Source organism: Streptomyces sp. NPDC004658, assembly GCF_040609555.1.
Classification (GTDB): Bacteria; Actinomycetota; Actinomycetes; order Streptomycetales; family Streptomycetaceae; genus Streptomyces.
Map to the genome: position 1 here is coordinate 1 of NZ_JBEXKG010000197.1, position 11,896 is coordinate 11,896.

Annotated in this window: 4 protein-coding genes, 1 tRNA gene, 1 rRNA gene and 1 pseudogene; 6 read left to right on the forward strand and 1 reads right to left on the reverse strand. The window is 70.4% G+C overall.

Annotation, left to right across the window (positions count from 1 at the left end; genetic code table 11):
* The 3 genes from rrf to ABZV94_RS36485 form a co-directional block, all read left to right on the forward strand.
* A 5S ribosomal RNA gene (rrf, locus tag ABZV94_RS36475) occupies positions 1–93 on the forward strand; the annotation flags it as partial.
* Positions 94–207: 114 nt separating this feature from the next.
* Positions 208–870 carry a DegT/DnrJ/EryC1/StrS family aminotransferase gene (locus ABZV94_RS36480; RefSeq protein ID WP_356348410.1) on the forward strand — a complete coding sequence of 221 codons (663 nt, stop codon included), beginning with the start codon at positions 208–210 and terminating at the stop codon, positions 868–870.
* An 85-nt stretch (positions 871–955) separates the two neighbouring features.
* A tRNA-Thr gene (locus ABZV94_RS36485) sits at positions 956–1,028 on the forward strand.
* 46 nt (positions 1,029–1,074) lie between these two features.
* Here ABZV94_RS36485 and ABZV94_RS36490 read toward each other — a convergent pair.
* Complete coding sequence (locus tag ABZV94_RS36490; protein WP_356348402.1) at positions 1,075–3,834, reverse strand: SpoIIE family protein phosphatase; 2,760 nt, start codon at positions 3,832–3,834, stop codon at positions 1,075–1,077.
* 410 nt (positions 3,835–4,244) lie between these two features.
* On the opposite strand from ABZV94_RS36490, the gene ABZV94_RS36495 reads away from it, so the two are divergent.
* The 3 genes and pseudogenes from ABZV94_RS36495 to ABZV94_RS36505 all read left to right on the forward strand — a co-directional run.
* Positions 4,245–9,707, forward strand: coding sequence for a HAMP domain-containing protein (locus ABZV94_RS36495; RefSeq protein WP_356348405.1), 5,463 nt, complete (start codon positions 4,245–4,247; stop codon positions 9,705–9,707).
* 294 nt (positions 9,708–10,001) lie between these two features.
* Positions 10,002–10,682: a response regulator gene (locus ABZV94_RS36500; protein WP_356348408.1), complete on the forward strand. Its 681-nt coding sequence runs from the start codon at positions 10,002–10,004 to the stop codon at positions 10,680–10,682.
* A 191-nt stretch (positions 10,683–10,873) separates the two neighbouring features.
* Positions 10,874–11,896 (forward strand): annotated as a pseudogene (locus tag ABZV94_RS36505) (cell division protein FtsK); the annotation flags it as partial.

Consider the following 11,896-nt stretch of genomic DNA (forward strand, 5'->3'; position numbering starts at 1 on the left):
ACGCCCGGTTACATTCCGAACCCGGAAGCTAAGCCTCACAGCGCCGATGGTACTGCAGGGGGGACCCTGTGGGAGAGTAGGACGCCGCCGAACAAATTGTGAAAAGGTCGGATCCTGAACTTCGGTTCGGGGTCCGGCCTTTTTCTGTTGTGCGTAACGTGTCGTTCACGTTGCGAGCCCAGCATCCCTGGCATGGGAACTGCAGCAATGCTCAGGGCCGCCGGCGTAGGCTCCGGTGACGAGGTCGTCGTGCCGGCCTTCGGGAACGTCGAGGTCGCCGAGGCCGTGACCCTGACGGGCGCGCTCCCGGTGTTCGCGGACATAGATCCCGCCACCTACTGCCTCGACCCCGAGGCGGTCGACGCGGTCGTAACCTCCCGCACGGCCGCGGTCGTTGTCGTGCACCGCTTCGGACGGCGGGCCGACATCGGGCGGTTGCACGCGCTCGGGCAGCGGCACGGCCTGCTGGTGCTGGAGCAGGGGGAGTCCGAGGCGCCGTACGACGAGATAGCCCAGCGCAGGCAGCGGGCCGCCTACCTCGACGCCAAGCTGAAGGGCGTACGGACACCGGACGGCGGGGACGGGCACACCTACCAGCAGTACGTCGTGCGGGTGCCGGGCAACGGCCGGCCGGACCGGGACGCCTTCGCACGGGCCGTGCGGGCCAAGGGAGTCGAGTGCCGGGTGCCGGTGAAGACGCCCGTGCACCGGCTGCCGGAGTTCCGTCGGTGCGTGTCGTTGCCGCAGACCGAACTGGCCGCCGACGAGACGCTCGCCCTGCCCGTGGACGCCGGGCTCACCAAGCGGGAGATGCACCGCATCGTGACCGCCTGCAACGCCCTGGGCGGTCTGCTTCAGCCCGCCTTCTGACCGGGCACCGCACGAAATTTGGGAACTCGGGCCTGCTCGGGGTACAGTTTCTTCGTCGCCGCGAGGGAAACCTCGAAAACGACAGGCCCCTATAGCTCAGTCGGCAGAGCGTCTCCATGGTAAGGAGAAGGTCAACGGTTCGATTCCGTTTGGGGGCTCCGGCAAAAAAGCCCCACCCGCGAGGGTGGGGCTTTTTCGTGCTTCTCAGGCCTCCTTGTGGATTCCCGGGACCCGCATCGCCAGAATCGCCATGTCGTCGGACGGGGCGTCGGAGGCGAAACGCTCCACCGCGCGCATGATGCGTGCCGCGACCGCGCCCGCCGTCAGGCCCGTGCACGTCGTGAGGACGTCGGCGAGACCGTCGTCGCCCAGCATGCGCGAGCCCTCCCGGCGCTCGGTGACGCCGTCCGTGACGCAGAGCAGCACGTCACCCGGGTCGAGGGTGACCCTCTCCTCGTACAGCTCCAGGTCCTCGATGACGCCGAGCAGCGGCTGGGGTTCGGCCGCGGCGGTCACCGTGCCGTCCTGGCGCAGGCGCAGCGGAAGCGGGTGGCCGGCGCAGACCACCTTCAGCTCGGCGCTGCCGTCCTCCTGCGGGCGCATCTCGCCGTAGAGGAGGGTCAGGAAGCGGCTGCGGTCGCCCTCGTCGAGGATCGCGGAGTTCAGGCGCTCCAGCACGGCCGGGCCGGACAGGCCCTCGCGGGCCAGCAGGCGCAGGGCGTGCCGGGCCAGGCCGGTGACCGCCGCCGCGTTGGGTCCCGTACCGCAGACGTCGCCGATGGCGAAGCCGTACGCGCCGTCGCCGATGGGGAAGAGGTCGTAGAAGTCGCCGCCGACCTCGTTGCCCTCGCCGGCCGCGCGGTAGATGACCTCGACCTCGACGCCGTCGATCTGCGGCAGGCCCGGCGGGAGCAGGCTGCGCTGGAGGGACTGGCTGATGGCCGTGCGCTCCGAGTACAGGCGGGCGTTGTCCAGGGCGAGGGCGGCCCGGCGGCTCAAGTCCTCGGCGAGTTCCAGGATTTCCTGGCGGAAGTGCTCGTCGGTGGGCTTGCCGAGGGTCAGCATGCCGATGACGCGGTTGCGCGCGACGAGCGGCAGGACGACCGTCTCGCCGCCGACCGCGGACGCCGTGGCGAGCGTCGGGCCGATGCCGGAGGCCACCTGGTGGGTGGGGCCGCCGGCCAGGCCCAGGCTGCGCATGGAGGTGCGCAGGGCGGCCTGGTGGGCGACCTCGCCGGGGGTCGTCCACACGCGGGCGCCGGGCGTCGGCACCGGGTCCGGTGGGGGGACCTTCGACAGCAACGACTTGATGCCGTCGATCAGTTCCTCGTCCTCGTGCAGGACGTACGACAGGTACGGCTCGGAGGCCTGGTCGGCGATCGTGTAGACCGCGCACCAGGTGGCGAGGGTCGGGACCGTCATCTGGGCCATCAGGGCGAGGGTCTGGTCGCGGTCCAGGGTGCCGGCCAGCAGGTCGGAGGCCTCGACCAGGAAGCTCAGGGAGCCGCGGCGCAGCCGTTCCAGTTCGCCGAGGCGGGCCGACTCGACGGCCAGGGCGATGCGGTCGGCGGCGAACTGCAGGCGCAGCGCCTCCTCGTTGGAGTACCGGCCGGGTGCCTCCGCGGCGACGCCGAGGGAGCCGGTGAGGCGGCCCTCGACCTTGAGCGGGACGGTGACGACGGAGCGCATGCCGGTCCCGGCGAGCAGCGGTACGGCCCCGGGGACGGCGGCGAGGTCGTCGTGGACGGCGGGCATGCGGGCGGAGCCGTAGCGTCCGGGGCCCGCCTCGACGGGCACGCGCGCGAAGCGCTGGCGGGCCGAGGGCAGGCCGGTGGAGGCGCGGACCTCCAGTTCGGTCTCGTCGTCGGTGGCGAGCAGGAGGAACGCGGAGTCGCCGTCGAGCATGTCGCGGGCGCGTTCGACCGTGCGCTGGAGGAGGCCGTCGAGGTCGTCCGGGGCGGGGGAGCCGATGAACACCTCGAAGGGGTCGGTGCTCTGCCCGTCGGCGGACGGGGCCGGATCGGTGGCCGGGACGCGGGACGGGGTCTGCAGGACGGCGCGCTCGTGGTCGCGGACGAGGAGGCAGACCGTGGAGGGTTCGCCGCCGGTGTCGCGGACCCTGAGGTGGGAGGCGTACACCCGGGCCACGCGGCCGTCGGCGCCGCGGATGCCGTAGGTGCCCTCCCAGCGGGAGAGCCGGAGGGCCTCGGCGATGCCGGTGCCGGTGCCCGGGGTGTGCGGCCAGGCGGCGAGGTCGGTGAGGGGCTTGCCGACGACGTCGGACGCCGGGTAGCCGAAGAGTTCCTCGGCGTCCTCGTTCCAGGCGCTGATGTTGCCCTTCCGGTCGACCTGGAGCACGGCGACGCGTACGCGGCCGTCGGCCAGCGGGAGGAGGTCGGCGGGCAGCGCCGGGCCGGCGGTGCGGGTGCCGACCGGGCGTTCGGGCAGGTTGAGCTGGAACCACACGTTCTTGTGGGTGGGGGTGTAGTCCACGCCCCAGCGGGCGGCCAGGGCGGCGCAGAGCTGGAGGCCGCGGCCGCCCTCCCGGTCGGGGCTGCTCATGGCGACGGCGGAGCTCTGGAGCGGCACCTCGCGTTCCGGGTAGCGGTCGGAGACCTCGATGCGCACGCCGTCCTCGGCGCGCAGGCACAGCACCTCGGCGTGCGTGCCCGCGTGGACGACGGCGTTGGTCACCAGCTCGCTGGTGAGGACGACGGCGTCGTCGACGATGTCGGCGAACCCCCAGCCCTGGAGGGTGTCGCGGACGAAGGACCGGGCGGTCGCGACCGATCGTCCGACGGGCTCGAAACTGGCAGCCGCGCGCGCGGTGATCACAGAACTCCTCGGCCGGTTGTCTACATGCAGGGCTGCGTGGCCGGCCGGCTCGCTCCGCTGCTGCGGCATCAGCTCGCCCGTCGGCTGTGGCTCCGGGGGCTGTGCCCCGGGGATCAGTCCGGTGGTCATGGTGTCCGGCCGCCCCTCCGATGCCCGCTCGTACTCGTGCCACCGCCCAGACCGGTCGGACCGGTGCGGCTGGACAGCCGCATGCAAGGTTACTTACCTTCGCGGTCCGAGCGGATGCCGGTCGCCGGTGTTTACGCCCCCAGGGTGTGCGGACGATGTGCGAAGCTGCCGAACTGTTATGGCCTGGTTCGGCCGGGGTGAAACACTGGGCAAGCTTCTGACGAAGGTCGGGTCGGGCTGCGTGCGTTCCGTGTACGGCGGGCAGCAGCCCCTGGTGTGGCCGGATCTCGTCTGGCAGAAATACGCAGCAGTAACCGGTACGCGGAAGTAACCGGTATGCCGAGGACCGGCAGGCCGGGCCGAAGCGGCCGAGCACAGCAGGAACGGTCTACCCCTCCGGGAGGGACACAGTGGAGTCTGGCGCGGCGACGCGAGGCACGAAGACGCGCGCGAAAGGCGAATCGTCCCTGGGCAGGAGCGGCGGCACCACCACGGTGGACACGGCTGCCCTGAACCGGCTGCTGGCGGCTCTCGTGTCGATGCGGGACGGGAACTTCCGCAAGCGGCTGACGGTCTCCGGGGACGGCGTGATGTCGGAGATCGCGGCCGTCTTCAACGAGGTGGCCGACCGGAACCTGCATCTGACCGGTGAGCTGTCGCGGGTGCGGCGCATGGTGGGACGTGAGGGAAAACTCACGGAGCGGCTGGAGACGGGGGCCTGTGAGGGCTCCTGGGCGACGGCCATCGACAACTCCAACGCGCTGGTGGACGACCTGGTCTGGCCCGTCTCGGAGGTCAGCCGGGTGCTCACGGCGGTCGCCGAGGGCGATCTGTCGCCGCGGATGGAGTTGCGGACGCAGGCGCCGGACGGCGGCACGGGACATCCGCTGCGGGGCGAGTTCCTGAAGGTCGGCCGTACCGTCAACAACCTGGTCGACCAGTTGTCGACGTTCACGGACGAGGTCACGCGCGTGGCCAGCGAGGTCGGCACCGAGGGCAAGCTCGGCGGGCAGGCCCGGGTGCGCGGTATGTCCGGTTCGTGGAAGGACCTGACCGAGTCCGTCAACACCATGGCGGACCGGCTGACGGCGCAGGTGCGGGACATCGCCCTGGTGACGACGGCGGTCGCCAAGGGCGACCTGTCGCGGAAGGTGACCGTCCATGTCGCCGGCGAGATGCTGGAGCTGAAGAACACCGTCAACACGATGGTGGACCAGCTCTCGGCCTTCTCGTCCGAGGTCACGCGGGTGGCCCGGGAGGTGGGCACCGAGGGCATCCTGGGCGGCCGGGCACAGGTGCCCGAGGTGGCCGGCGTGTGGAAGGAGCTGACGGACTCCGTCAACACGATGGCGGGCAACCTGACCGCGCAGGTGCGGGGGATCTCCCAGGTGACGACCGCCGTCGCCAACGGTGACCTGTCGCAGAAGGTGACGGTGCCGGCGCGCGGTGAGGTCGCTCAGCTCGCCGAGACGATCAACCAGATGACCGAGACGCTGCGGATCTTCGCGGACGAGGTCACGCGCGTGGCGAACGAGGTCGGCGCGGAGGGCAGGCTCGGCGGTCAGGCGAACGTGCCGGGCGCGGCGGGGACGTGGAAGGACCTGACGGACTCCGTCAACACGGTGTTCCGGAACCTGACCACGCAGGTGCGGGACATCGCCGCGGTGACGACCGCGGTGGCCAGCGGCGACCTGTCGCAGAAGGTCACCGTCGACGTGGCCGGCGAGATGCTGGAGCTGAAGAACACCGTCAACGGCATGGTGGACCAGCTGTCGGCGTTCGGTGCCGAGGTGACGCGGGTCGCCCGGGAGATCGGTGTCGAGGGTGAGCTGGGCGGTCAGGCGCAGGTGCCGGGCGCGGCGGGGACGTGGAAGGACCTGACGGACTCCGTCAACACCGCGTTCCGCAACCTCACCGGGCAGGTGCGCAACATCGCCCAGGTGACCACGGCGGTGGCCAACGGCGACCTGTCGCAGAAGGTCACCGTGGACGTGTCCGGTGAGATGCTCCAGCTGAAGAACACCGTGAACACGATGGTGGACCAGCTGTCGAGCTTCGCCGACCAGGTCACGCGGATGGCCCGGGACGTGGGTACGGAGGGCCGGCTGGGCGGTCAGGCCCGGGTGGACGGCGTCTCCGGTACGTGGAAGGAGCTGACGGACTCCGTCAACTTCATGGCCGGCAACCTGACGTCCCAGGTGCGGCAGATCGCCCAGGTGACGACGGCCGTGGCGCGCGGTGACCTGTCGCAGAAGATCGACGTCGACGCGCGCGGCGAGATCCTCGAGCTGAAGAACACCATCAACACGATGGTCGACCAGCTGTCCGCCTTCGCCGACCAGGTGACCCGGGTCGCGCGGGACGTGGGTACGGAGGGCCGCCTGGGTGGGCAGGCGCAGGTGCCCGGTGTGGCCGGTGTGTGGCGGGACCTGACCGACTCCGTGAACGGCATGGCCGGCAACCTCACGGCCCAGGTGCGCAACATCGCGCAGGTCGCCACCGCGGTGGCGCGCGGTGACCTGTCCCAGAAGATCACCGTGGACGCGCGCGGCGAGATCCTGGAGCTGAAGAACACCCTGAACACGATGGTCGACCAGCTGTCGTCGTTCGCCCAGGAGGTCACGCGGGTGGCCCGCGAGGTGGGCACGGAGGGCATGCTCGGCGGTCAGGCCGAGGTGCAGGGTGTCTCCGGCACCTGGAAGGACCTCACGCAGTCCGTGAACTTCATGGCGAACAACCTGACGATCCAGGTGCGCAACATCGCCGAGGTGACGACGGCGGTCGCCAAGGGCGACCTGTCGAAGAAGATCACCGTCGACGCGAAGGGCGAGATCCTTGAGCTCGTCACGACGGTCAACACGATGGTGGACCAGCTGTCGAGTTTCGCCGAGCAGGTGACCCGGGTGGCCCGCGAGGTGGGCACCGAGGGCATCCTGGGCGGTCAGGCGCACGTACCGGGCGTCACGGGCATCTGGAAGGACCTCAGCAACAACGTCAACCTGATGGCCAACAACCTGACCATGCAGGTGCGGAACATCTCCCAGGTGGCCGCGGCCGTCGCCAACGGTGACCTGACGCGGCAGGTGACGATCGAGGCGCGCGGTGAGGTCGCGCAGCTCGCCGACACCATCAACACCATGGTGAAGACGCTGAGTTCGTTCGCCGACCAGGTCACCAAGGTGGCCCGCGAGGTGGGCACGGACGGCATCCTCGGCGGTCAGGCGCACGTGCCCGGTGTCGCCGGCACCTGGAAGGACCTCACCGAGTCGGTGAACCAGATGGCGTCCAACCTGACCGGTCAGGTGCGCAACATCGCCATGGTCACCACGGCCATCGCCAAGGGTGACCTGACGAAGAAGATCGACATCGACGCCCGCGGGGAGATCCTGGAGCTGAAGACGACGATCAACACGATGGTCGACCAGCTGTCCAGCTTCGCCGAGGAGGTCACCCGGGTGGCCCGTGAGGTGGGCACGGAAGGCCAGCTCGGCGGTCAGGCACGCGTGCGTGACGTCGACGGCACCTGGCGGGACCTCACCGAGTCCGTGAACGAGATGGCCGGGAACCTGACCCGGCAGGTGCGGGCCATCGCGCGCGTGGCGACCGCGGTGACCCGCGGCGACCTGAACCTGAAGATCGACGTGGACGCGTCCGGCGAGATCCAGGAGCTCCAGGACTACATCAACAAGATGATCGCCAACCTGCGCGACACCACGATCGCCAACAAGGAGCAGGACTGGCTCAAGGGCAACCTGGCCCGGATCTCCGCCCTCATGCAGGGCCGCCGGGACCTGGAGGACGTGGCCTCGCTGATCATGAGCGAGCTGACGCCGGTGGTGTCGGCGCAGCACGGCGCGTTCTTCGTGGCGATGCCGCTCATGGAGGGCAAGGGCGTCGGCAACGGCGAGGACGACTACGAGCTGCGGATGCTCGGCTCGTACGGCTACTCGATGGGTTCCATGCCGACGTCGTTCCGGCCCGGTGAGGCGCTGGTCGGCACGGCGGCGCAGGAGAAGCGCACGATCCTGGTCTCGGACGCGCCGAGCGGCTACCTGAAGATCTCCTCCGGGCTCGGCGAGGCGCCGCCCGCGCAGGTCATCGTGTTGCCGGTGCTGTTCGAGGGCAAGGTGCTCGGTGTGATCGAGCTGGCGTCCTTCACGCCGTTCACGCAGATTCAGAAGGACTTCCTCAACCAGATCGCCGAGATGATCGCGACCAGCGTCAACACGATCTCGGTCAACACCAAGACCGAACAGCTGCTCAAGCAGTCGCAGGAGCTGACCGAGCAGCTGCGGGAGCGGTCGGCCGAGCTGGAGAACCGGCAGAAGGCGCTCCAGGCCTCCAACGCCGAACTGGAGGAGAAGGCCGAGCTGCTGGCCCGGCAGAACCGGGACATCGAGGTGAAGAACACCGAGATCGAGGAGGCCCGGCAGGTCCTGGAGGAGCGTGCCGAGCAGCTCGCGGTGTCGATGCGCTACAAGAGCGAGTTCCTCGCCAACATGTCGCACGAGCTGCGCACCCCGCTCAACTCGCTGCTGATCCTGGCGAAGCTGCTCGCCGACAACGCCGAGGGCAACCTCTCGCCGAAGCAGGTGGAGTTCGCCGAGACCATCCACGGCGCCGGCTCCGACCTGCTCCAGCTGATCAACGACATCCTGGACCTGTCGAAGGTCGAGGCGGGCAAGATGGACGTCTCGCCGACGCGGATCGCGCTCGTGCAGCTCGTGGACTACGTCGAGGCCACCTTCCGGCCGCTGACCGCGGAGAAGGGCCTGGACCTGTCCGTACGGGTCTCCCCGGAGCTGCCGGCGACCCTGCACACCGACGAGCAGCGGCTGTTGCAGGTGCTGCGCAACCTGCTGTCCAACGCGGTGAAGTTCACCGACTCCGGGTCGGTGGAGCTGGTGATCCGGCCCGCCGGCATGAGTGTGCCGCAGTCCATCCGGGAGCAGCTGCTGGAGGCCGGTTCGCTGCGCGATCCGGACGGCGAGCTGATCGCGTTCTCGGTGACCGACACCGGTATCGGCATCGCGGCCAGCAAGATGCGGGTGATCTTCGAGGCGTTCAAGCAGGCGGACGGCACCACGAGCCGCAAGTACGGCGGTACCGGCCTGGGCCTGTCGATCTCGCGGGAGATCGCGCAGCTGCTCGGCGGTGAGATCCACGCGCAGAGCGAACCGGGCCGCGGCTCGACGTTCACGCTGTACCTGCCGCTGCACCCGAGCGAGCTGCCGCCGCAGGGCTACCAGCAGTCGGTGCCCGCGCTGGAGGCCGGCGACCTGGTCGCCGCCACCGAGGCGCACCGGTCCTCGGAGCTGTCCGCGGTGGAGATCGAGACGCCGGCCGAGGTGAAGTCGTACCGGGAGACGCAGAACGGCCCGGCGGCGCTGTTCCGGCGCCGGCGGCGGAGCCTGCCGGAGGACGGGCAGCGGCCCGAGCAGTGGACGGCGGTGCCGGAGCAGGAGCACGCGCCGCAGCAGGGCCGCGCGGTGCGGTTCGGCGGCGAGAAGGTGCTGATCGTCGACGACGACATCCGCAACGTGTTCGCGCTGACCAGCGTCCTGGAGCAGCACGGGCTGTCGGTGCTGTACGCGGAGAACGGCCGCGAGGGCATCGAGGTGCTGGAGCAGCACGACGACGTGGCGGTCGTCCTGATGGACATCATGATGCCCGAGATGGACGGGTACGCGACGACCACGGCGATCCGCAGGATGCCGCAGTTCGCGGGCCTGCCGATCATCGCGCTGACCGCGAAGGCGATGAAGGGCGACCGGGAGAAGGCGATCGAGTCGGGTGCCTCCGACTACGTCACCAAGCCGGTCGACCCTGATCACCTGCTGTCGGTGATGCGGCAGTGGATGACCGCGAAGTGATCTCGGGGTGACCATGGTGAGCGGATCGGACGGGTGTGCGGTGAACGTGCGGGGAACCTGCGGCGGACGCGGGGAGTTGCTGCATGATGAAGGCCGGGTAGGCGCGGGAACCCCGGATTCCGGGAACCATCCCGGGCCCCGCCGCGTTTCCCCTATGTGCACAGTGACATCGCGGTGACAGGGTGTGGCGACGGGCGGGGTGCGGCTACGATGACCGGCACAAGGACGGGCGGCGAAAGGGAGTCGTCCCCTGGGGCGGCGCCCGGTGTACCGCCGGGGCGAGGAGGGCGGGCCATGGTGCAGAAGGCCAAGATCCTCCTGGTCGATGACCGGCCGGAGAATCTGCTGGCGCTGGAGGCCATCCTCTCTGCGCTCGATCAGACGCTGGTGCGGGCATCGAGCGGGGAGGAAGCGCTCAAAGCACTGCTCACGGACGATTTCGCGGTCATTCTGCTGGACGTCCAGATGCCGGGCATGGACGGGTTCGAGACCGCCGCGCACATCAAGCGGCGCGAGCGCACCCGGGACATCCCGATCATCTTCCTCACGGCGATCAACCACGGCCCGCACCACACCTTCCGGGGGTACGCGGCGGGCGCGGTGGACTACATCAGCAAGCCGTTCGACCCGTGGGTGCTGCGCGCGAAGGTCTCGGTCTTCGTCGAGCTGTACATGAAGAACTGCCAGCTGCGGGAGCAGGCGGCGCTGCTGCGGCTCCAGTTGGAGGGCGGTGGCAAGGGCGGGGCCGCGGGCAAGGAGTCGGCCGGGCTCCTCGCCGAGCTGTCCGCGCGGCTCGCGGCCGTCGAGGAGCAGGCGGAGGCCCTGTCCAAGCAGTTGGACGACGACTCCGCGGACGCGGCTGCGGTGGCCACGGCGGCCCATCTGGAGCGCAAGCTCACCGGGTTGCGCCGCGCGCTCGACGCTCTGGAGCCGGGCACGGGCGGCGCCGGCGCCTCGGTGCCCTCGCAGAACTGACCCGCGGGCAGAACTGACCCGCGGGCAGAACTGACCCGCGGACAGGGTCGACGCCCGCGCTGAACCGACGCACGCCGGGGCCGCGGTCGTGGATGAGTGTGCGTCAGTTCCGGTCCCCCAAGGGCACGACACGAACGGGTGAAGCTGTGGGCACACGTGTCCGCTGTCGTCTCCCCCGGTAACCTCACACCATGGCCTCACGTCCCTCCGCAGCCAAGAAGCAGCCCGCCAAGAAGGCGGCGGCTCCCGCGAAGGCTCCGGCGAAGAAGGCCGCCCCGAAGAAACCTCCGGTCAAGAAGGCGCCCGCCAGGAAGGCCCCGGCGAAGAAGGCCGCGCCCGCGAGGCCGGCGCCCAGCCCCACCGGGGGCCTGTACCGGCTCGTGCGGGCCCTCTGGCTCGGCCTGGCGCACGCCGTCGGCGCGGTCTTCCGCGGCATAGGGCAGGGCGCGAAGAACCTCGACCCGGCCCACCGCAAGGACGGCATCGCGCTGCTGCTGCTCGGCATCGCCCTGATCGTCGCCGCCGGCACCTGGGCGGATCTGCGCGGACCCGTCGGCGACCTGGTCGAGATCCTGGTCACCGGCGCCTTCGGCCGGCTCGACCTGCTGGTGCCGATACTGCTCGCGGTGATCGCCGTACGGTTCATCCGGCACCCGGAACAGCCGGAGGCCAACGGACGGATCGTGATCGGCCTGTCCGCGCTCGTCGTCGGCGTGCTCGGCCAGGTCCACATCGCCTGCGGCTCGCCCGCCCGCAGCGACGGCATGCAGGGCATAAGGGACGCCGGCGGCCTCATCGGCTGGGCGGCGGCCACCCCGCTGACGTACACCATGACCGAGGTGCTCGCCGTACCGCTGCTGGTGCTGCTGACCGTCTTCGGGCTGCTCGTGGTGACCGCCACCCCGGTCAACGCCATCCCGCAGCGGCTGCGGACGCTCGGTGTGCACCTGGGCGTGCTGCGCGACCCGGAGGAGGACCGGTTCGGGGAGGAGTACTACGACGAGGAGTGGCGCGAGACGCAGTCCGCGCGCCCCCGCAGACGCTCCGCCGCCCCGCAGGCGTACGACCCCGACAGCGCCGAGGAGGATGCGCTCTCGCAGCGCCGCGGGCGCCCCAGGCGCTCCGCGGTGCCCCAGCCGGACCTGCAGCGGCAGATGGACGCCGTGGACGTCGCGGCGGCGGCCGCCGCCGCGCTCGACGGCGCCGTCCTGCAC

What these genes read in the sequence shown, in the direction of transcription:
- ABZV94_RS36480 (WP_356348410.1), top strand. Translation starts at nt 208, where the DNA reads ATGCTCAGGGCCGCCGGCGTAGGCTCCGGTGACGAGGTCGTCGTGCCG.
- ABZV94_RS36490 (WP_356348402.1), bottom strand. Translation starts at nt 3,834, where the DNA reads ATGACCACCGGACTGATCCCCGGGGCACAGCCCCCGGAGCCACAGCCG.
- ABZV94_RS36500 (WP_356348408.1), top strand. Translation starts at nt 10,002, where the DNA reads ATGGTGCAGAAGGCCAAGATCCTCCTGGTCGATGACCGGCCGGAGAAT.